The organism is Thermotomaculum hydrothermale, from assembly GCF_016592575.1.
Lineage (GTDB): Bacteria > Acidobacteriota > Holophagae > Thermotomaculales > Thermotomaculaceae > Thermotomaculum > Thermotomaculum hydrothermale.
The window spans coordinates 658,198-679,727 of the sequence record NZ_AP017470.1 but is presented as its reverse complement, the minus strand read 5'-3'; the positions used below and the strand labels follow the sequence as shown (position 1 = coordinate 679,727).

The window sequence follows — 21,530 nt, the reverse complement described above, 5'->3', positions numbered from 1 at the left end:
TGAGGGGAAAATGGGTATTGATTTTTCAACAATGAGTGTATTAACAAAGTTTCTTCATTTAAATCATTTATTCCTTTCAAAAAGGATAAAAGAGATAGACCCTGCTTTAAGCAAACCGCATGCTGGTATTATTATCCATATGCTGCCGGATACACCTTATAAAGTTGGAGAGCTTGCAAAAATGCTTGATGTCACCCCAGGGGCAATAACACAGGCAACAAAACCTTTAATAAAAGAAGGATACCTTTTGAGGGAAAACGGTGAGGATTTAAGAACGGTTTACTTGAAATTAACCAAAAAAGGAGTTGATTTAAGGGGGAAAATACTGAATGAATTTAAGAAACTGAACAATACCATGCTGGATTTTTTAACAGACAATGAAAAAAAAATTTTTTTATCACTTTTACAAAAAATAACAGATGAACTTGAAAAAAGGATTGAGGATTATGATTAAAAAAATTGCTGTTTTATTCGCAATTATTGTATTTTTTCAGGTTTCCTGTAACTTAGCACCTGAAGTTGAGGAGAAAAAAATAACACCAGAAAAAGAAAGCTTTGTTAATTCTAAAAAACAAAACAAAAAACTTGGCGACTTAAATTGGTGGAATGAGTTTAACGACAAAAACCTTAATACATTCATACTTGACGCGCAAAAAAACTCCCTTGATTTTAAAAATGCAGATTTAACAGTTGAAAAATTTAAACTTCTTTACAGGGTATCAAAAAGCAATTTCTGGCCTAATATTTCACTTTCAACAGGGGCAATGAGAAACAAAACAAATTTAAGAACTTTTTTACCTCAAGGGGGGGCATTTAAAAATACCACCTACTCTTTTACTTTTGATGCATCATACGAGATTGATTTATTTAATAAACTAAAAAACGAAAGAAAGCAGAGCCTTTATTCATTTTTAAATATGGAACAAACTCAAAAATCGTTGAAACTCTCAATAATTGCAAACGCAACTTCCCTTTACCTGAAATATTCAGAACTAAAGAAAGAGATTAAAAATACTGAAAAAACAATTGAGGTTTATAAAATCATAAGAGATACCGCTTACAAAAATTATTTAGATGGAGTATATCCTTCTGAAACCTTTTTGCTTGCGGAAAATCAGTTAAACCAGCTTGAAAATACATTAAACTCTTTAAAACAAAACAAAATAATACTTGAACAGTCAATAAAGAATATTCTTTCAAAACACAACGCATCAATAAAAACAACAGACTTTGACAAATTAAAAAGGGAAATTAAACCTTTAAATCCCGGACTTCCTTCAGAGCTTCTTTTAAGAAGGCCAGATGTTCTTGCATCCTATTTAGATGTAAAAGCAAAGGCTTCAAGCGTTGGGATTAATAAAGCAAACCTATTTCCCTCAATTAAACTTACAGCCTCTGACGGTTTTAAGACAACAGAACTCTCATTGCTGTTAAATCAAAAATCAAATGTATGGAATTTTGGGATTAATATTTTCCAGCCAATCTTCAACAGAGGGGCATTGAGAAACAAATTGAAGATTTCAAAAAAGGATTTAGAGATTGCAATAAACAATTACAAAAAAACCGTTATAAACGCATTTACAGAGGTTGATTCACTATTAGAGCAGTATGAAACAATCACAATCCAGATTAATTCAGAGAAAAAGGCTGTTTCAAGCCTCAAAACCATTTTAGATAAAAAGAAAAAGGACTATATAAATGGAACTGACACCCTTGAAAACTATTTAAACCAGAAAATTGCTTATATAAACGAGAAAAACAAGTTAGACCGCCTGTACTTAAACCTTCTGTTAAACAGGGTATCACTTTACAAAGCATTAGGTGGCGGGGTAAATTTGCTAAAAAATAATGAATATAGAGGTGAAAAATGAAAAGCAGAAAAGAGGTATTTATAGCCTTATTTATTGTTATTTTAGGCGTAATTGCATTTACCCTTTTTATAAAATTTAGAATAAAGCCTAAAAAGACAAAGGTTGAATACAAAGGCCCTATTGTTGAGGTTTTAGACGCAGAAAAAAAGCTTCAGCCTATTGTTTTTGAAACTTACGGCACTGTTGATTCTTTAAAAAAGATAAACCTTATTCCTCAGGTTTCAGGAAAAATTGTAAAGGTATCAAGAAAATTCAAAGAAGGTGGATTTTTCAAAAAGGGCGAAGAAATTGTTTTTATAGAGCAAACAGACTACAAAATTGCATTAGAAAGGGCAAAGGCTAATTTAGTAAATCAGGAAGTAAATTACAAAAAGGCATTAAAGCAGGCAAAGATAGCAAAAGAGCAATGGGAAGAAATATACAATAAGATTTTGAATAATGAAAAAAATATTGTGCCAGATGAGTTAACTTTATACATCCCTCAATTAAAAGCGGCAAAGGCCTCCTTTGATGCTGCAAAAGCAGAAGTTGAATTGGCAAAAATAAACCTTGAAAGAACAATAATAAAAGCACCTTTCAACTGCTACATTATTTCAAAAAATGCTGATGTTGGGCAGGTTGTATCCCCACAAACAGTACTTGCCTCTATCTACTCAACAGATGACATTCAAATTGTAACTCCTTTAAACAAAACAGAGGCAAGCTATGTTCAGAATGGGAACTCTGTTAAAATATTGATGCAAACCAAAGATAAATTTAAAGAATTTAACGGAAAAATTGACAGGATAGGTTCAAACTATGACTTAAAGACAAGAATGGTAAATGTTTATGTTATTCCCGAAAAAAATGCAGGGAAAATGTTAAAGTTAGGCGATTTTGTAATATGTCATATTGAATCAACACCTGTTATTTGCACAAAAATTCCACTAAACTCTTTCAGAGACGGCTCTGTCTGGATATACAAAGACAACACATTACAAATTAAGCAGGTTAAACTCTTATACGAAGACAAAAAATTTGCCTATGTAAAAGGGTTGCCTGATAAATGCAAAATTATAACAACAAACCTTTACGCAGTATCAAACGGAATGAAAGTGAGAGTAATGAAGGGTGAAAAATGAGAAAGATAGTTGAATGGACAGTTAAAAATCATGTAACCGCAAACCTATTACTCGTCTTTATATTATCCTATGGCTTTATAAACATGAAAAACTCAAATGTTGAAGTCTTTCCATATTACAGCCTTGATATGATTAGCATTACAGTACCATACAGGGGGGCAACACCAAAGGATGTTGAAGAGAGCGTTTGTGCAAGGATAGAAGAGGAAATAGCAGGGATTGACGGGATAAAAGAGATAAAATCAACTGCAAGCGAGGGAATTGGAACTGTTATTGTTGAAATTCAGAAGGGATACGATTCAAGAAAACTGCTTGACGAAATAAAGAATGCAGTTGACAGAATTACAAACTTTCCGCAAGAGATTGACAAGCCAATAATTACAGAGGTTTCAAGGAGAACAGAGGTCTTAAAAATCCTTGTTTACGGCGATGCGAACGAAAAAGACATAAAGAGAATTGCAGAAAAGATAAGGGATGACTTAACTTCATTAAAAGAGATTTCTCTTGTTCAAATTTCAGCATCAAGGCCTTATGAAATTTCCATAAATGTACCAAGGGAAAGCCTTGAAAAGTACAATTTAAGTTTAAGCGACATCTCAAAGATTGTAAGGGCAAACTGTATTGACATACCAGCAGGGAGAATAAAAACAAAGGATAGTGAAATACTTGTCAGAACAAAGGGATTAAAGTACACATCAAAAGACTTTGCCAATATCCCTATAATAAACAACATAAACGGGAACATAGTAAGATTAAAAGACATTGCAACAATTGTTGACGGTTTTGAAGATGTTGACAGTAAAGTTGAACTTGACGGTAAATTAACCGCAGTAATAAATGTTTACAGAATAGGGAAACAATCAGCCTTAACAATTGAAAAAACAGTAAAAAAATACTTAAAAGAGGAAGAAAAATACCTGCCAGAAGGAGTGCACACCGTAATTCTCGGCAATATGGCAGACATTCTAAGAAGCAGGTTAAACCTATTGCTTAGAAATGCTGCTCAGGGGCTTGTTCTTGTATTAATAATGCTTGCAATGTTTCTTGAAATAAGGCTTGCCCTATGGGTTGCAGCAGGTATACCGGTCTCCTTTTTAGGTGCGTTTATAATACTCCCCCACTTTGGAATAAGCGTAAATATGATTTCATTATTTGCATTTATTGTTTGCCTTGGTATGGTTGTGGACGATGCAATTGTTATAGGAGAACATATTTTCTACAAAATTGAGCGTGGCGTTCCAAAGATGAAAGCATCAATTGAAGGAACAATGGAAATGGCCTTACCTGTATTTCTATCAGTTTCAACAACAATTGCCGCATTCTATCCTCTTTTGAATGTTGAAGGAATATTTGGCAAATTTATGTTTGCAATACCTGCTGTTGTAATTTCAGTTTTAACAATCTCCCTTCTTGAAGCACTCTTTATTCTGCCATCCCACCTTGCCTGGATTAAAGATAGGGAATCAAAGCTATATAACATACTTCCCAAATACTTTAACAAAAAACTTGATTATTTTATTGAAAACTATTACTTAAAACTATTAAGAAAGGCTCTTGACTATAAATACATAACATTATCTATTGGTTTTTTTATGCTTTTGTTTACCTTAGGATTTTTTGCATCAGGACACTTGAAATTTCTGTTTTTCCCGAAAGTTGATTCAGACCAGGTTGTATGTGCAATAAAGCTTCCTGAAGGGGCAAGTGCCATAGAAACTCAAAAAGCAGTAAGTTATGTGCAAAAAAAGGCGTTTGAACTTGAAAGAGAAATAAACAAAAAGTATGGAAAAAAAATTATCAAGCATATTGTTGCAACAATAGGAAGCCAGCCATATTCAAACAGACACAACACTTCAAAGGTAACAAACAATTTTTCATCAAATTTAGGAGAAGTTGCGCTTGAACTTGAAAAATCAGATAAAAGAAATTTAGACAGCAATATAGTTGCCAATATGTGGAGAAGGATAACAGGGGAAGTGCCAGGAGTTGAAAGTATTAGTTTTACCTCCTCATTATTCAGCTCGGGGGAAGCAATAAACATTCAGCTTGCAGCAGATGATTTTGAACTATTAAAAAAACTTGCGAAGGAATTGGAAAACAAATTAAGGGAATTTAAAGGCGTTTACGACATAAAAGACAATCTGCAGGGCGGTAAGAAAGAGCTAAAACTAAAACTTACCGATTTTGGAAAGGTTTTAGGTTTTAATGTTGCCACACTTGGAGAACAGGTGAGAGGTGCATTTTACGGCCTTGAATCAGTGAGAATTCAGAGGGGAAAGGATGATGTCAGAGTAATGGTAAGGTTTCCTGAAAATGAAAGAAATTCAAAATACTTCCTTGATACCTTAAAGGTCAAAGCACCTGACGGCTCAATGGTACCTTTAAAATATGTTGCTACATATAAAATATCTCCGTCCTATTCGGTAATTACAAGGGCAAACAGGAGAAGAGTCGTAAATGTCATGGCTGATGTTAATGAAAAGGTTGCAGATGCAGATAAAATTTTGAACAAATTAAAGAAAGGATATTTAAGAAAGTTAAAGGAAAACTATCCAGGGCTTTCTTACTCTTTTGAAGGGCAAAACAAGGAAAAAAGAGACTCAATGAAGAGTATGATTGAGGGATTCTGGATTGCTATCTTGCTAATTTATATATTACTTGCAATACCTTTTAACTCATTCAGAATTCCCATTGTCATTATGACAGCCATTCCCTTTGGAATAATTGGAGCAGTATGGGGGCATGTGCTTTTAGGCTACGATTTAAGTTTGCTCAGTTTTTTCGGGATTGTTGCTTTAACAGGAGTGCTTGTTAACGATAGCCTTGTGCTTATTGATGCTATTTATCAATTTAAAAAGGAAAAACCAGAGCTTTCAAAGTATGAGCTTGCTATTGAGGCATGCAAAAAAAGATTCAGGCCTGTAATATTAACCTCAATTACAACATTTGGCGGGCTAATGCCTTTAATATTTGAAAAATCAGTGCAGGCGAAGTTTCTTATTCCAATGGCATTAAGCCTTGGTTTCGGCGTCCTTTTTGCAACCGGTATTACCTTGATTTTAATACCATCGCTTTACCTTATTTTTGAAGATTAAGTCTTGTATTTCTTGACATAAATAAATGAAAAACATATCATTAACCTATGGTACAAATTAGTTTTACAAAGAAAGAAATCTTAATAAAAATAGTATATTACGGGATGGCATTGGGGGGGAAAACTACCTCTCTGCAATACATTCATTCAAGGATAAAAAACAAATCAAGCGCAAAACTTTACTCTGTAAAAACAGAAGAAGATAGGACATTATTCTTTGACTTTTTGCCTATTACAATCCCCTCTTTAAACAATTACAAGGTTAAATTAAAGCTTTACACAGTACCTGGACAGGTGAAATACGCATCAACAAGAAGGGCTGTACTGGCAGCAACTGACGGTATAGTGTTTGTGGTTGATTCCCAGAGCAATTTAATCAAAGAAAACCAGGAAAGTTTAAAAGACCTTGCTGAAAACCTTAAATTTTACAACTTTGACATAAACAAAATTCCCATAGTTTTGCAATATAATAAAAGAGACCTAAAAAATATTCTTCCACTATCTGAATGTAAAAAAAATTACAATGTAAAAAACTGGCCTGATTTTCCTACTATTGCTATTAATGGCACGGGAGTACTTGACGCCTTTTTTGAAATTGCAAAAAATGTTGTTGTTGATTTAATAAAAAACAAAAAATTGTCTGCTCCACCAAATTTTGCAGAAGAATTTGTTTTATACCTTAGAGATATTTTTACTGATGAAGAACAGGCTGAAAAAGAAAAAATAAAGCAAAAGGGAAAAGAAAACAATCAAGAAAAAGGAAGTGAATTAAAAATAATTTTCCCTGCGTCAGACAACGATACTGGAGACCAGTTAATCCATCAGGCTGTTCAAACAAATATGGAGTTAACAGAACTTTACAATGAGCTTGAAGAGACAAAATCCAAACTTGAAATAAAGGTAAATCAGCTTGTTTCAGCAAGCAAATTAGCACAGGCAATAGTTTCGGAACTGGATTTAAAAAAGATATTTAAACTTGCAAGTGACTCTCTGAAACTTTCCACAAAAGCAGGGGTCTCCATATTGCTTGAAAATGAAAACGGTGAACTAACTCAAAGTTTTATTGACAGTATTAAAGAAGACTATTTGATGGAAATAGGCAGGGAAACTGGAAATAACTTACATTATCAGGTTTATAATCAAAATAAAATTGTAGTAATGTATAGAACCAAAAACACAGAGCTATATAAATTGTTAAAAAAATACCATCCCCTTGTAAAGGGATGTGTTTCATTGCCATTGAAAAAGTCAAAAAAAAGAATAGGATTAATAAACCTTTACCTTTTTGAGGATATTCAAATTGAAGAATCTACCCTCCATTTTTTCAATATAATGGCAAACTTTATTTCAATCGCTATTGAAAACGCAAAACTTTACAGTACAGTCAACAATCTGAACAAACAGTTAAAAGAAAAAATGGATTACATTGCAAATATAAACAAGGAGCTTGAACAAAAGGTTGCAGAAAGGACAAGAGAACTTGAACTTAAAAACAAACAATTAGAAGGGTTACTATCACAGTTAAGAATGATTGACAAATTGAAAGATGATTTTATGGGATTAATGTCTCACGAATTAAAAACCCCATTAACATCAATTATTACCTATGCGGAAACAATTGCAGACGGATACATATCAGATCCCGAGGAATTAAAAAAATTCGCAAAGGTAATTCAAAAAGAAGGCACCTATCTTTCCTCAATTGTTGAAAGGGTGCTTGACACTGTAAATATTGAAAATAACAGGCTTGAACTGATAATTCAGCCATATCCATTGAAAGCACTTGTAATGGAACAAATGCATCGTCTTGAAGAACAGATGAAAGAGAAAAAAATAAAGGCAGAAATCAACCTGAAAGATACCCTTGTCATGGTCGATAATGAGCAGGCTGGGAAAGTTATATTCTTTGTTCTTGAAAATGCCATAAAATATAACCCACCTGGAGAATTGATTAATATATACTCATCAATAGAAAACAATAAAGCAAAACTTTACATTGCAGACTCTGGACCAGGAATTAAAGAAGAGGATATTGAAATTATATTTGACAGGTTTAAATTAATAGAAAAACTTGAACACCATAAGAGAGGATTAGGTCTAAGTTTACACCTTGCTAAAAGGTTAATGACAAAAATGCAAGGGGATATTTATGTGACAAATCCGGGAGGAAAAGGTGCCGAATTCTGCATCGAATTTAAAAAAGCATAAGCCAATAATTTCTGTAATTCCTTATATTAATGCGAAGCCGTTAACTTATTTTCTTGAAAATAAAGACAATAAAGATTACGATATAAGTTACAACTATCCATCAGATTGCATTGAAAAATTAAAAACTGGAAAAATAGACGCAGGGATAGTCTCATCAATAGCAATTGCAAAGATTCCAGATACAAATGTAGTTGACGGGATTTGCATAGCCTCTCATTCAAGCGTGGAAAGCGTTTTACTATTTTCCAGAAAAGAGATTGAAGAAACTAAAACCATAGGGTTAGACCCAAACTCTGGCACATCAAACGCACTAATAAAAATACTTATGGAAAAGTGGAAAAATAAAAAATGCAATTATAAATTTTACAATACAGATATAGAAACCGCTTTAAATTCAAAAGATTATGATGCAGTCCTTGCAATTGGGGACAGGGCACTTCTATTTGGAACCCAAAACCCATCTTTAATTAAAATAGACCTTGCATTAGAGTGGAATCACTTTACAGGACTGCCCTTTGTTTTTGCAATGTGGCTTATAAAAAAAGACTCTTCACTTTCTCCAGAAATATTCAGGGAAGCAGGAGAAAAGGGGATTCAACAGATTGACACAATTATTGAAAGTATTGCATTTAATGGAGAATCAAACCTTACAAAATATCAGATAAAAAAATACCTTAAAGAAAACCTCCACTATCGCTTCGGTTCAAAGGAAAGAAAGGGATTAATGCTTTTCTTAAAATACTGTGCTGAAATGGGATTAATACCTCAAAACTATTCTCTAAATCTAATTTAAGGCAAACTAATCTTTCCTAATATTTGAGGCTTTGAACAACCTGTAACAGAAGGAATTGAAGATGGAATTCTGTTTAAAGTGTTAAAACCTAAAATTGCAAAACCTATTGCTTCCTTAAAATCAGAGCTTATCCCCAATTTATCTGAACTAATAATATCAACATCTGGAAGAAGGTTTTTCAAACTTTCCATAAAAAACTCATTGTTAACACCGCCCCCTGAAACAATTAGAATTTCAGGAAAATCCTCATACTCAACAAACATCTCAATAGACTTTGCAATTGAGTAAGGCGTTAAATAAGAAATTGTTGAAAACAAATCTAAAAAATCAAGGTGTCTTCCAACCTGCAAAACAAAATTAAGAAAATCCTCTCCAAAATACTCCTTCCCGGTAGATTTAGGCGGCATCTTCCTGAAATACTCGTCTGCAAAAATCCTCTCTAAAAGAAGGTTGTTCACCCTTCCCTTTTTTGCAAAGTTTCCGTTTAAATCGCAGGTGTGCTTATTTCCAAAAAGCCTTTTAACAGCAAGGTCAGAAAGGTAATTTCCAGGGCCTGTGTCAAAGGCAATCAAATCCCTACTCTCATTTTTAGGAATAATTGTAATATTTGCAATCCCTCCAATGTTCAAACAGGCAACATTTTTGTCTTTCCTGTAAAAGAGAAGCTTATCAACAAAGGGAATTAATGGCGCACCCTCACCACCGCTTGCCATATCCTTTCTTCTAAAATCAGAAACAGTGAGAATACCTGTTTTCTCCGCAATAATATCCCCGTCTCCTATCTGCAAGGTAAAGGCGGTATTAACACCAAAAATCTTTTTTTGAGAGGGGAAATGCCCAACAGTTAAACCATGAGAGCCGATACAAAATATTTCTTTTCTATCAATCTTTGATTTTTCAAGCAGCTTTTCAACGCAATCTGCAAAAAGTTTGCCTAAAAGAAAATCGTATCTTAAAAGCTTTTCCTTATTTACAACCTGGCTTTCAGATAATTCTTTTAACTCATCCCTTAAACTTTTTGAAAATGGCAGGTAAATACTTTCAATAAGGGATTCAAATCTGCCATCTTCATTAATTTTAACAATAACCCCATCAATCCCATCTAACGATGTTCCACTCATTAATCCAATACAGAATTTACTCATATTTTTATTTTAAATTTTTTAAGTTGCAATTAAAACCTATTTCTTTAAAATTCAATAGACGACTTTATTTCAGGAGCGTGTATGAAAAAAGCCTTTGATTTAATAGTTAGAAGAACAGGAAAAGCAATTGGCGACTTTAAAATGATTGAGGGGGGAGACAAAGTCGCTGTTGGAATATCAGGAGGAAAAGACTCTCTAACCCTATACCTTGCGTTAAGAGAATTGCAAAGGAAGGCAAAGGAAAAGTATAAAATTGTTCCTGTTTACCTTTCAATGAACAATGAACCGCCTAAAAAAGACTTGAGCGATTTTTTTGAAAATTTAGGTGAAAAACTAACCTGGTTTAAGTCAGATATAGAAATCACTGTGAAAAAAATGATGGCTGAAAATCCAAAAGAGGATATGCCGTGCAGGCTTTGTTCAAGGTTTAGAAGGGCTGTTTTGTACGAAAGGATAAAAGAGATTGGCTGCAACAAATTGGCCTTAGGCCACCACATGGACGATATGGTTGAAACCTTTGTAATGAACATGTTTTTTGCAGGGAAAATATCCGGTATGCCTGCAGTTGCCCAAAGTGAAAAACACCCTATCCTTTTAATCAGGCCTATGTGCTACATTCAGGAAGAATTGATAATAGAGTTCGTAAATTCGGGAGAAATTAAATTTCCAACAGACACAACTTGCGAGCTTTTAGGTGATAAAATATCAATGAGAGACAAGGTAAAAGAACTAATTAATGAATTGAAAAAAAAGGATAAAAGAGTGCTGCACAACGCTTTTACGGCACTGAAAAAGTACAACTTCTTCCACGATTATTCAAAGGGAGTAAAAGATTGAAAAAGCCTTTTGCAGAAAAATTCAGGCCTGAAAAACTTGAAGACTTTATTGGGCAAAAGCATCTAATTGGAGAAAATGCTCCAATAAAAAAATTTATAGAGCAAAAGCACATTCAATCAATGATTTTCTGGGGAAATCCAGGTACGGGAAAAACAACCCTTGCAAGGATAATTAGCAAAGAGATGAATATGCTTTTTACAGAGATCTCCGCAACAAATTCAGGGGCAAAAGAGCTAAAGGATATTGTTAAAAAGGCATCTTTATCAAAAAATATACTTCTCTTTGTTGATGAAATCCACAGGTTTAACAAACTTCAACAGGATATACTTCTGCCTTCCATTGAAAAAGGGGATTTGGTTATGATTGGTGCAACAACTGAAAACCCTGCATTTTCAGTAAACAAGGCAATACTTTCAAGGTGTCTGGTATTTCACTTTGAACCATTGTCCAGCGAAGAGATTTTTGAAGGGCTGAAAAAAATAAAGGAAAAGGAAAACCTGAAAACATCAACAGAAACCCTGAAAAAAATAAGTTTTTTCTGCGGCGGAGACTTTAGAAAGGCATTAAACTATCTTGAAGCAATTGAGGTTACAGGGGAAGATGCCTTTGAAGAGTTTAAATCAAACCCTGTTTACGACAAACACTCTGATGAGCACTTTAACCACGCATCTGCATTGCAAAAGAGTTTAAGGGGCTCAGATGCCGATGCAGCAATCTATTACATTGCAAAGATGTTAGAAGCGGGGGAAGACCCTGAATTTATCGCAAGGAGAATGTTTGTTTGTGCTGCAGAAGACATAGGAAACGAAGACCCCTTTGCAACAGTTTTAGCCGCTGCTGTGTTGTATGCTGTTAAAAATTTAGGATTGCCAGAGGCAAGAATTCACCTTGCACAGCTTGCAATTTACCTTGCAAAAGCTGAAAAATCAAACGAAACAATAGTTTCAATTGACAATGCAATAAATGACATAAGAAATGGGCTTATTTTTGATGTACCAGACCACCTAAAAGACACACATTACAAGGATGCAGATAAAATATCAGGGGCAAAGGGCTACATCTATAGCCATTCTAACCCCTTTGAAAAACAGGAATTTTTACCAAAACAACTAAAAAACAAAAGGTACGTTAAACACTCTGAAATAACAAATCTTTCAAAAGAAATTGAAGAGAAAATAATGAATAAGCTAAAAACCCTTGACGGCGAAAGAATAAACCTTGAAGATTTAAGCATCAGTTTAAATATTGAAAAATGGAAGATGAAAAAAGCTCTTCGCTACCTTATAAAATCAGGGAAAATAAAAATAACAAGAGACTGGATACTACACATAAAAAAGTAAAATTTGATGTGCAAACAATAATCATTTACAATAAATCAACTTTAAAGGGAGAAAAATGGCAAGAAAAATATTATCTAAAAATTTTAAAAAATTTCTAATTTTTCTGTTTATTTTTCTCATAACCCCATCATTTGCTATAACCCCTGCGGATATGGTGGTGGTAAAAAAGTCTGAACATAGATTATACCTTATGAAAAATGGCAAGGTAATAAAATCCTATCATGTTGTTTTTGGAAAAAATCCCAAGGGGCACAAGATAAAGGAAGGAGACTCAAAAACACCTGAAGGATTATATGTCCTTGATTATAAAAATCTCAATAGCAAGTTTTACAAATCAATTCACATATCATACCCAAACAAACAGGACATAGAAAGGGCAAGAAAACTCCATGTAAACCCGGGCGGCGACATTATGATTCACGGCCAGAAAAATGGCTGGGAAATGTTTTCATTCATAATGCAAAGATTCAACTGGACAAGGGGATGCATTGCACTAAGCAACAAAGATATGGACGAAGTATGGAAATCGGTTAAAGTTGGCACACCAATTAAAATCCTTCCATAAAAAATTTTTATAAAACAAGCTGAAAATAGAAATCAAACTGTACAATTACATCTTAATTTCCTTGAAAAAAAAGTGATTTTGCAATAAAGTAATTAGGTAAGTTTACCAAAATTTAAAAAGGAGAGGTTATGGAAGTTAAAAACCCTAAAGGATTACCTGAAAACGCTTACAGGCCTTTAAAAGAAGGGGAAAAGTATATCCCTTTTATCCCTGCTGAAAAAATTATCCCGGAAGTAACCCCGAGAAGTATTATCTGGGGAATGATAATGGCATTTCTATTTACCTTTGCATGTGCTTACTCCGGATTAAAGGCTGGACAGGTATTTGAAGCAGCAATCCCTATTGCAATTTTAGCGGTGGGGTTAGGGAAAATGTACAAAAGGGAAAACACAATTCTTGAAAATGTTATTATCCAGAGCATTGGGGCAGGCTCAGGAGTTGTTGTTGCAGGTGCTATTTTCACCCTTCCCGCCCTGTTTATGTTAAATCTAAATCCTGGATTTTTAACAATATTTTTTGCAGCATTTTTAGGGGGAGTTTTAGGTATATTATTTTTAATTCCCCTTAGAAGATATTTTGTTGCAGACCAGCACGGAATTCTACCCTTCCCCGAGGCAACTGCTACAACAGAGATTTTAGCAACAGGGGAAAGCGCAGGAGACCAATCTAAAACCCTTATTTACTCCATGCTTGTCGGTGGAATAATTGACTTTTTAGGAGAATCAATGAGATTCTGGGGAACGCATTTCAACTGGACAATGCTTGGCACCCCCTTTAAAACATTTACCGAAAAAACAAAAATGCTATTTAAAATGGAAACAACCGCATTCTTCATAGGCCTTGGATACATTGTGGGATTAAGGTATGCCTTTGTAATTGTTGCAGGCTCATTTTTGGCTTGGTTTGTATTTGTTCCATTTTTTGGTTACTCTCAATCATTGGTGCATGCAACTGCAATGACTCCAAACGCCATATTTGCTCAATATGTAAGGCCTATCGGTATAGGCGCAATCGCTATTGCAGGTTTAATGGGAATAATCAAAAATTTCAATGTTATCATCTCATCATTTTCAATAGGATTTAAGCAGATTTTCGGCCACCACGAAGAACATGAAGAAATAAGGACTGATAAAGACTTATCAATGAAAACAATTATCACTTTGTTGGGAGTTTCCTTAATAGCAACCTTTATTTTTTACTATATACTTACAAAAAGTTTCGGTTTCGGGCTATTGACTTTAATCATTACCTTTGTAATTACATTCTTATTCACAACAGTTGCAGCAAGAGCAATTGCTATTGTTGGCTCAAACCCTGTTTCAGGAATGACACTTGTTACTTTGATTATAGGCTCTGTTTTGCTTGTTAAAGCAGGGCTTCATGGAGATAAGGGAATGGCTGTTGCATTAGTTATGGGCTCTGTTGTATGCACTGCACTCTCTGTTGCAGGGGGCTTTATTACTGATTTGAAAATCGGTTACTGGTTAGGGGCAACACCTTACAACCAGGAAAGGTTTAAGTTTTTAGGGATTTTAATTGCTGCCGCAACAGTTGGAGCTGCAATTTACCTTATAAATGCAACCTTAGGTTTCACCCTTCCAAACGGGCAACCGAACCCTGCAATGCCTGCTCCTCAGGCAAATGTTATGAAATCAATTATCCTGACCCTAATGGACCCAAAAGCAAATATTCCATGGATTTTATACGGCGTTGGCGGAATTGTTGCTCTTCTTATGGATATTTTAGGAGTGCCTGCCCTTGCATTTGCCCTTGGAATGTACTTACCCCAGGAATTAAATACCCCTCTTTTAGTTGGAGGATTTATTGCATGGCTATTAGGCAGGAGTTCTGAAGACCAGGAGATTGCAAAGAAAAGAGTGCAGAAGGGCACACTTATTGCCTCAGGTTTGCTTGCAGGTTCAGCACTGTTCGGTGTTTTAGGGGCTGCGCTCAGGGCATGGACAATATGGCCTGCAATGACTGTTAATGGAGAAAAATTAAACTTATTAGATACTCTCTGGCATATATTCGGTGTTGCCGGAAAAGAGGGACATCACCCTTACCTTGTTTCCGCAAACGAAGGCACGGCAACATTGATTGGACTTATTATTATGATTGTTATTACAATCGGTGTTTACTATTTTGCAACGAAAGAACATAAGGAAAAAATGCTATGAGAAAAATATTAACTTTAGGCATAATTCTTTTATTTGCTTTGTCATGCAATACAGAAAAAAAGGAAAAGACAGAAATAAAAATGGAAAAGAATAAAGAAAAATTAGAGTATTTAAACAGGGAAATAAACAAGTTTGCCCCTGTAAAACTATCTTTTGACAAAAAACTAATAAACGAAAAGCAGAAAATTGTGCTTAAGAAACTTATAGAAGCCACAAAAATAATGGACGAGATTTTTTTGAGACAGGTTTACTCAAAAAATGTTGAAATAAGGGAAAAATTAAAAAAAGCAAATGATGAGTTGTCAAAAAAAGAACTTGAGCTGTTTAACATTTACTATGGGCCATTTAACAGGCTTGAACATGATAAACCTTTTATTGAAGGTGTTGGAGAGAAACCTTTAGGGGCAAATTTCTATCCTGAAGATATGACAAAGGATGAGTTTGAAGACTTTTTAAAACAGCACCCAGAACTTGAAGATGAATTTACATCAAACTTTACAGTAATCAGAAGAAATAAAGACGGTAATTTAGTTGCAATACCTTATAGCAAAGAATATAAACCTTTTTTAGAAAAAGCGACTCAATTGCTTAAAGAGACTGCAAAGAATTGCGAAAACCCCACAGTAAAAAAATACCTTAATTTAAGGGCAGAGGCTTTTCTATCAAACGATTACTTCAAATCAGACCTTGCATGGATGGATGTAAAGAATAATGCAATAGAGGTTGTAATTGGTCCTTATGAGGTTTACGAAGACAGGCTATTCGGCTACAAAGCCTCTTTTGAATCCTTTGTTACAGTTAAAGACCCGGTTGAGAGTAAAAAACTAAAAACAATAGCAAAGTACCTTATAGACATGGAGAAAAACCTCCCAATCCCTGATATGTACAAAAACTTTAACAGAGGATTATCCTCCCCTATCGCCGTTGTTTACGAAGTTTACTGTGGGGGAGACGCAGGGGCTGGAGTTCAAACAACAGCATTTAACCTTCCAAACGACGAAAGAGTAAGGGAAGCAAAAGGCTCTAAAAAAGTGTTATTGAAGAATGTTGCCGAAGCAAAGTATAAGATGTGCTGGATTCCAATAGCAAAAACTGTTTTAACAAAAGATACCTTGAAAAATGTTTCCTTTAACGCCTATTTTACACACACACTGTTACACGAAATTTCACACGGATTAGGGCCTGGAATTATTACAAAAAACGGTAAAAAAACAACTGTAAACAAAGAGTTAAAGGAATACTATTCAACAATTGAAGAGGCAAAGGCTGATGTTTTAGGTGTTTACAATGGATTCTTCCTGACTGAAAAAGGGGTTTTCCCGAAAGGATTTGAAAAACAACTGGTTACAACCTTTATTGGTGGAATTTTCAGGTCTATAAGATTTGGAATTAACGAAGCACACGGAGGTGGAAACATAATCATCTTTAATTACCTCAGGGAATTAGGCGTTATTAATTACGATGAAAACAGCAAAAAGTTTTCCGTTAATCTTGAAAAAGCAAAGGATGGATTTACAAAACTGGCACATGAGCTTTTAATACTTCAGGCAACCGGGGATTATGAAAAAACAAAACAGTTTGTAAACACTTATAAAGTCATCAAACCTGAGGTGAAAAAAGCACTTGAAAAGTTAAAAAATATCCCTGTTGACATCAGACCAATTTTTCCTGAAATTTAATAATGTTGAAACATTTATAAGGGGATTTCGTTAACTAATTTGTACAAAAAAGATTAGGGAGGTCAAAATGAAAATAAAAACAAGAGAAGTTGGAGATGTTACAGTAGTTGAAATTAATGGAAAAATAACAATAGGCGAAGGAGATGTTGCTTTAAGGAATACAATTAAAGAGCTACTCGAAAAGGGTAGAAAAAAAATAGTTATTGATATGAAAAATGTTTCTTATATGGATTCTTCAGGTGTGGGAGAGCTTGCAAGCGCCTATACCACAACCAAAAAACAGGGTGGAGAATTAAAATTAGCAAACCTTAACACAAAGGTTCACGATTTATTACAACTTACAACTTTAATATCTATTTTTGAGGTTTTTGACAGTACCGCAGAAGCGTGTGCAAGTTTTGAATAATAGCAGGGGGCTTTTAGCCCTCTTTTTTTTACCATTTCCAGTCAAAAAATGGAATGTTTTTGTAAGACATTTTTTCCATTAATTCATCATTTTTAAATGAGCCTGGGAAAAATACCTTTTTTAAGTCTTCCTCAGTAATTTTACCTGTTGAGCCTAACTCATTATACATTGCTTCCTGATACCCTCTAACTATATAAAATGCCCCAACATCAAAAAAATCGTAAATCTTTTTCAAAGTCTCAATTGCAATATAAATCTGCAAAGTAGAAGACAAAAATCCTTCCTCGTTAATCTTTTTCCAGAAAATGTTTTTAATCAAAAATAATGCATGAATCACTTCACAGAGAGGGAAGCCCTCCTCATACCTTTGCTTCCCCACCTTAACGAAATACTTGCCAACATCTTTGTATTCCATCTCCTCTTTTAGCCATGTGGTCATGGTTTTAAACAGTGATTTAGCTCTTGATACCACTTCTTCCTCTTCAAATCCCTTGTACCTCATCAAATACTTTGATTTTTTTACTTCTTTAGCAAAAGCTTTTGAAAAATTTTCTATATGTGTATCAATAAACTGAACAACTTTGTTTATCATATTTTCCTCCCAGTTTTTCTTACTAAGAATATAAAAACAATGGAAGATTTTGGCAATATAACTTGTTGAATAAATCTATGTTATTTAGAGGCTTTTGATTGCGGTTCTTTATGAGAGCCGTTTCTAAAAATAAAGGGATGGATTAAATAGAAAAAAGCAAAGAGGAGAAGTATAGTAGCAGGGGCAATAATTAGCCCGGCAAACAAAATAATAATAACAATTACAAAAGAATACGGCTTTTCTTTTTTTATCTTTGTTTTTTTAAAACTATAGTATTTAATTTTGGAAACCATTAAAAGCGCAACAAAAATAACCATCATGGAAACTATATAACTAAAAAGGGGAGAATTTACAGGTTCAGGAAACCTTAACACCATGGAAATCGTGAATATAGCTGCAATAGGAATTGGAACCCCTACAAAGTATTTTGAGTCAACAATGTTCTTCTGAATATTAAACCTTGCAAGCCTTAAAGCCCCACAACTAACAAAAATAAAGGCGGCCGCCCAGCCTAATCTCTTTAAAAACATATCTATTGCAGGTTGAGAAAAACCCCAGTGGTAAAAAATAAAAGCAGGGGCAACTCCAAAAGAGACAACATCCACAATAGAATCAAGTTCTGCGCCAAATTGAGACTCAGTACCAGTCATTCTCGCAATCCTGCCGTCTAACATATCCATAATTGCGGACACGAATACAAAAAAACATGCTATTTGATACTTTCCAGATTCCGCAAAAAGAATAGCGGAAAAACCAAAAAAAAGGTTTGCTATAGTAAAGAGGCTGGGCAGTATAAAAGCCCCTTTCCTCGGATTTTTTTCTGCCAAATTCTCTCCCTAATAATGCTTTTTATTCAGATTTGTGTGTCTCCCTGTATTCTCTTATCATTTGATACATTTTATCTTTTAAAATAAGTTTTTGTTTCTTTATCTCATGAAGTTCAAGCTCTTCTTCATTTGAAAGCCTGCTTTTTTTTAGTAATTCCTGAAGTCTTGCTTCAAAACTGGCGTGTTTGTCTTTAAGCTGTTTAAATTCAGGGTTTTCTTTGTAAAGAATTTCCTTCACCTGTTCTTCACTTAATTTAATCATAATACCTCCAAATTATGTTGTAATTAAAATATAACAATTTTAACCTTATTTTTCAATTCTTTTAATCGTCCCATTTTATATATGTCAACGATAAAGAGTCTTCAAGGTTTAAATTAACCGGCCTGATTCTAAACCTTAGACCAAATCTCCCTGTTTTTTCAACGGTTATTTCTCCAGAAAATTCATACACAGTACTATCAATTTGCTTTACATTTTCAAGTTTTTCTATCTGAAATTCAGATAATTTCCCATTTGCGTCAAGTTTCCCAAAGTAAGCTTCAACAACAATATCCTCTGGAGTTAACCCCGCAAGGTCTACCTTTACCCTGCAACCTAATGGAGTTCTAATTAAACTTTCCCTTTCCCCCAAAAATTCACTTTCCAAAATTCTCACATTATGCCAGTTTGTATCAATCTTCTTCTTCCATGCAAGAAGGTTTTTTAGCCCTTCAAAGCCGTTTTGCCCAAGGGAGAAAAAGTGTTCAGCCCCTTTTAAATAGAATTTTTCCATATAATCTTCAACCATTCTATGGGTATTAAAGAAACCGCAAATTGTTTTCAAGTTTATCTTCATTCTCTCTATCCACTCATGTGGCAATTTATCATCTCCTCTTGTATAGAAAAGAGGAATAATCTCTTTCTCAAGCAAATCGTAAATAGCCCTGCTTTCAACTTCATCCTGGTACTCTAAATCATCGTACTCCTCTCCACTACCTATAGCCCAACCGTTTTCCCCGTTGTAAGCCTCATCCCACCAGCCATCTAAAACGCTTAAATTAAGCCCGGCATTTGCAGATGCCTTCATTCCGCTTGTACCTGATGCCTCTAATGGCCTTCTTGGGTTATTCAGCCACAAATCAACCCCCTGAACAAGGTACCTTGCAACATTTATATCGTAATCCTCAATAAAAACAATTTTCTTCCTGAACCTTTCTTCCCTTGCAATCTGGACAATATTTTTAATAATTTCCTTTCCTTCCATATCCTTTGGGTGTGCTTTGCCTGCAATAATAATTTGAACAGGCTTTTCAGGGTTGTTTAAAATTTTATCTAGCCTGTCAGGGTCTTTAAATATAAGGTATGCCCTCTTGTATGCAGCAAACCTTCTCGCAAAGCCAATTGTTAATGCCTCAGGGTCTAAAACCTGTTTTGCCTTCATTATTTCACTTTGTCTTGCACCTTTTCTCTTCAAGCATTTAACAAGCCTTCTCCTCACAAAAGCAACCAGCCTCTCCCTTCTTCTCTCATGGGTTCTCCATAGCTCTTCATCAGGAATATCAAGTGCTCTTTCCCAGATTTTTTCATTGTCAGGGTCTTCAGCCCACTGAGGCCCTAAATACCTTGAATAAAGTGTAGCAAGGTCAAGGGAAATCCACGACGGGATATGAACCCCGTTTGTAATATGTTTAATGGGAACCTCTTCAACATCTATATGGGGATACAAGCCCTTCCACATATTTCTTGAAACCTTTCCGTGAAGCCTGCTCACCCCATTTGCAAAGGCTGAATTTTTCAATGCAAGCACAGTCATACAAAAGCCTTCCTGCTTATCAAAGGGATTTACCCTGCCAAAGCTTAAAAATTGTTCAGGGGAAAGCCCTAACTCTGAAATATACACGGAAAAGTACTTTGAAATAAGCTCAGGAGGGAAAACATCATTACCGGCAGGTACAGGGGTATGAGTTGTAAAAACAGTTGTATGTTGAACAAAAAGTCTTGCCTCTTCAAAGGTTAAACCGTGCTTTTCAATTAAAATCCTTACTCTCTCAAATGTTGCAAAAGCGGAATGCCCCTCATTTAAGTGATAAACAGCAGGCTGAATTCCCAGAGCGTCAAGAACTCTTACCCCGCCAATGCCAAGGATTATTTCCTGCTTAATTCTATGCTCTATATCTCCCCCGTACAATTGGTCGGTTATTTTTCTATCTTCATCAGAATTCATCTGGTTATTTGTATCAAGCATATAAACAGAAACTCTTCCAACTTCAAGCTTCCATACCCTAACATAAACATTTCTATCTCCAACTTTAACTGAAACTGTTAAAGGGTTTCCGTCTCCATTTTTAACTAACTTCATAGGCATATTGTGAAAATCATTTTCAGGGTACGTTTCCTGTTGCCAGCCGTCAGGGGTTAAATACTGCCTGAAATAGCCCTGCTGATACATTAATCCAACCCCTATTAAAGGAACATTCAAGTCGGAAGATGATTTTAAATGGTCACCTGCCAAAACCCCCAATCCACCAGAATAGTTTGGAATAGAATCGTTAATACCAAACTCTGCAGAAAAATAGGCTATCTTAAAATCTTTGTTTACTCCAAGTGAGTATTGAAAAAAGTTTTTGTTATCAACATACCTTTTAAAGTCAGAATATACTTTTTCAAGGAAGAGCATAAATCCTTCGTCATGGACAAGCTCATTTAACTTTTCTTGACTGAGTCTCCCAAGCATTAAAACAGGATTATGATTGCAACTTTCCCACAATTTCCTGTCAATTCTCATAAATAAAGTAATAGCATCTGGATTCCATACATGCCAGAGGTTAAAACTAATCTCTTTTAAAGGCTCTAATTCAGGCGGAATATTCGGAACAATATTAAATGTTTTCATTT

Annotated in this window: 17 protein-coding genes; 12 read left to right on the top strand and 5 right to left on the bottom strand. The window is 34.7% G+C overall.

All coding sequences use genetic code 11. From position 1 onward, the window contains the following. Positions 1-10: 10 nt before the first annotated feature. Genes TTHT_RS03075 through TTHT_RS03050 form a run of 6 tightly spaced genes read left to right on the top strand, consistent with a single transcriptional unit; the run spans position 11 to position 9,087 of the window. On the top strand, positions 11-454 hold the full coding sequence (locus TTHT_RS03075) for a MarR family winged helix-turn-helix transcriptional regulator (protein WP_201328575.1): 444 nt from the start codon (positions 11-13) through the stop codon (positions 452-454). Then, on the top strand, positions 447-1,871 hold the full coding sequence (locus TTHT_RS03070; protein ID WP_201328574.1) for an efflux transporter outer membrane subunit: 1,425 nt from the start codon (positions 447-449) through the stop codon (positions 1,869-1,871). Before TTHT_RS03075 ends, TTHT_RS03070 begins: the two co-directional genes overlap by 8 nt. Beyond that, complete coding sequence (locus TTHT_RS03065; protein ID WP_201328573.1) at positions 1,868-2,992, top strand: efflux RND transporter periplasmic adaptor subunit; 1,125 nt, start codon at positions 1,868-1,870, stop codon at positions 2,990-2,992. The genes TTHT_RS03070 and TTHT_RS03065 overlap by 4 nt, the downstream gene beginning before the upstream one ends. Beyond that, the gene (locus TTHT_RS03060; RefSeq protein ID WP_201328572.1) at positions 2,989-6,087 is read left to right on the top strand and encodes an efflux RND transporter permease subunit; all 3,099 of its coding nucleotides are present in this window, start codon (positions 2,989-2,991) and stop codon (positions 6,085-6,087) included. Before TTHT_RS03065 ends, TTHT_RS03060 begins: the two co-directional genes overlap by 4 nt. A gap of 47 nt (positions 6,088-6,134) precedes the next feature. Continuing rightward, a complete protein-coding gene (locus TTHT_RS03055; RefSeq protein WP_201328571.1) occupies positions 6,135-8,294 on the top strand; it encodes a histidine kinase dimerization/phospho-acceptor domain-containing protein in 2,160 nt (719 codons plus the stop codon). Further along, a complete protein-coding gene (locus TTHT_RS03050; protein WP_201328570.1) occupies positions 8,260-9,087 on the top strand; it encodes a menaquinone biosynthetic enzyme MqnA/MqnD family protein in 828 nt (275 codons plus the stop codon). The genes TTHT_RS03055 and TTHT_RS03050 overlap by 35 nt, the downstream gene beginning before the upstream one ends. Here the strand turns inward: TTHT_RS03050 and TTHT_RS03045 are convergent. Further along, the gene (locus TTHT_RS03045) at positions 9,084-10,232 is read right to left on the bottom strand and encodes an anhydro-N-acetylmuramic acid kinase (protein WP_201328569.1); all 1,149 of its coding nucleotides are present in this window, start codon (positions 10,230-10,232) and stop codon (positions 9,084-9,086) included. The two genes, TTHT_RS03050 and TTHT_RS03045, sit on opposite strands and share 4 nt — an antisense overlap. An 81-nt stretch (positions 10,233-10,313) precedes the next feature. Between TTHT_RS03045 and TTHT_RS03040 the strand changes: the two genes are divergently transcribed. The 6 genes from TTHT_RS03040 (at position 10,314) to TTHT_RS03015 (ending at position 17,236) form a co-directional block, all read left to right on the top strand. Continuing rightward, positions 10,314-11,069 carry an ATP-binding protein gene (locus tag TTHT_RS03040; RefSeq protein WP_201328568.1) on the top strand — a complete coding sequence of 252 codons (756 nt, stop codon included), beginning with the start codon at positions 10,314-10,316 and terminating at the stop codon, positions 11,067-11,069. Then, positions 11,066-12,409, top strand: a complete 1,344-nt coding sequence (locus TTHT_RS03035; RefSeq protein WP_201328567.1) for a replication-associated recombination protein A — start codon at positions 11,066-11,068, stop codon at positions 12,407-12,409. The genes TTHT_RS03040 and TTHT_RS03035 overlap by 4 nt, the downstream gene beginning before the upstream one ends. 55 nt (positions 12,410-12,464) lie before the next feature. After that, positions 12,465-12,974 (top strand): L,D-transpeptidase family protein, encoded by a 510-nt coding sequence (locus tag TTHT_RS03030; protein ID WP_201328566.1) that lies wholly within the window; start codon positions 12,465-12,467, stop codon positions 12,972-12,974. Positions 12,975-13,102: 128 nt separating this feature from the next. Further along, the gene (locus tag TTHT_RS03025) at positions 13,103-15,151 is read left to right on the top strand and encodes an OPT family oligopeptide transporter (protein WP_201328565.1); all 2,049 of its coding nucleotides are present in this window, start codon (positions 13,103-13,105) and stop codon (positions 15,149-15,151) included. Then, positions 15,148-16,830 carry a dipeptidyl-peptidase 3 family protein gene (locus TTHT_RS03020; protein WP_201328564.1) on the top strand — a complete coding sequence of 561 codons (1,683 nt, stop codon included), beginning with the start codon at positions 15,148-15,150 and terminating at the stop codon, positions 16,828-16,830. Before TTHT_RS03025 ends, TTHT_RS03020 begins: the two co-directional genes overlap by 4 nt. A gap of 67 nt (positions 16,831-16,897) precedes the next feature. Beyond that, positions 16,898-17,236, top strand: a complete 339-nt coding sequence (locus tag TTHT_RS03015; protein ID WP_201328563.1) for an STAS domain-containing protein — start codon at positions 16,898-16,900, stop codon at positions 17,234-17,236. A gap of 28 nt (positions 17,237-17,264) precedes the next feature. On the opposite strand, the gene TTHT_RS03010 is transcribed toward TTHT_RS03015, so the two are convergent. From TTHT_RS03010 to glgP, 4 genes are all read right to left on the bottom strand, one after another. Beyond that, complete coding sequence (locus TTHT_RS03010; RefSeq protein WP_201328562.1) at positions 17,265-17,828, bottom strand: histidine kinase N-terminal domain-containing protein; 564 nt, start codon at positions 17,826-17,828, stop codon at positions 17,265-17,267. A gap of 80 nt (positions 17,829-17,908) precedes the next feature. Further along, a complete protein-coding gene (pssA, locus tag TTHT_RS03005; RefSeq protein WP_201328561.1) occupies positions 17,909-18,655 on the bottom strand; it encodes a CDP-diacylglycerol--serine O-phosphatidyltransferase in 747 nt (248 codons plus the stop codon). A 22-nt stretch (positions 18,656-18,677) separates the two neighbouring features. After that, entirely contained in the window at positions 18,678-18,917 is a 240-nt protein-coding gene (locus TTHT_RS03000) for a YdcH family protein (protein WP_201328560.1), read from the bottom strand. Positions 18,918-18,978: 61 nt separating this feature from the next. Then, positions 18,979-21,528, bottom strand: a complete 2,550-nt coding sequence (gene glgP, locus TTHT_RS02995; protein ID WP_201328559.1) for an alpha-glucan family phosphorylase — start codon at positions 21,526-21,528, stop codon at positions 18,979-18,981. Positions 21,529-21,530 lie beyond the last annotated feature (2 nt).

Coding starts and splice junctions, on each gene's coding strand:
- TTHT_RS03075 (WP_201328575.1), top strand. CDS start 11: ATGGGTATTGATTTTTCAACAATGAGTGTATTAACAAAGTTTCTTCAT.
- TTHT_RS03070 (WP_201328574.1), top strand. CDS start 447: ATGATTAAAAAAATTGCTGTTTTATTCGCAATTATTGTATTTTTTCAG.
- TTHT_RS03065 (WP_201328573.1), top strand. CDS start 1,868: ATGAAAAGCAGAAAAGAGGTATTTATAGCCTTATTTATTGTTATTTTA.
- TTHT_RS03060 (WP_201328572.1), top strand. CDS start 2,989: ATGAGAAAGATAGTTGAATGGACAGTTAAAAATCATGTAACCGCAAAC.
- TTHT_RS03055 (WP_201328571.1), top strand. CDS start 6,135: ATGGTACAAATTAGTTTTACAAAGAAAGAAATCTTAATAAAAATAGTA.
- TTHT_RS03045 (WP_201328569.1), bottom strand. CDS start 10,232: ATGAGTAAATTCTGTATTGGATTAATGAGTGGAACATCGTTAGATGGG.
- TTHT_RS03040 (WP_201328568.1), top strand. CDS start 10,314: ATGAAAAAAGCCTTTGATTTAATAGTTAGAAGAACAGGAAAAGCAATT.
- TTHT_RS03030 (WP_201328566.1), top strand. CDS start 12,465: ATGGCAAGAAAAATATTATCTAAAAATTTTAAAAAATTTCTAATTTTT.
- TTHT_RS03025 (WP_201328565.1), top strand. CDS start 13,103: ATGGAAGTTAAAAACCCTAAAGGATTACCTGAAAACGCTTACAGGCCT.
- TTHT_RS03020 (WP_201328564.1), top strand. CDS start 15,148: ATGAGAAAAATATTAACTTTAGGCATAATTCTTTTATTTGCTTTGTCA.
- TTHT_RS03015 (WP_201328563.1), top strand. CDS start 16,898: ATGAAAATAAAAACAAGAGAAGTTGGAGATGTTACAGTAGTTGAAATT.
- TTHT_RS03010 (WP_201328562.1), bottom strand. CDS start 17,828: ATGATAAACAAAGTTGTTCAGTTTATTGATACACATATAGAAAATTTT.
- TTHT_RS03000 (WP_201328560.1), bottom strand. CDS start 18,917: ATGATTAAATTAAGTGAAGAACAGGTGAAGGAAATTCTTTACAAAGAA.
- glgP (WP_201328559.1), bottom strand. CDS start 21,528: ATGAAAACATTTAATATTGTTCCGAATATTCCGCCTGAATTAGAGCCT.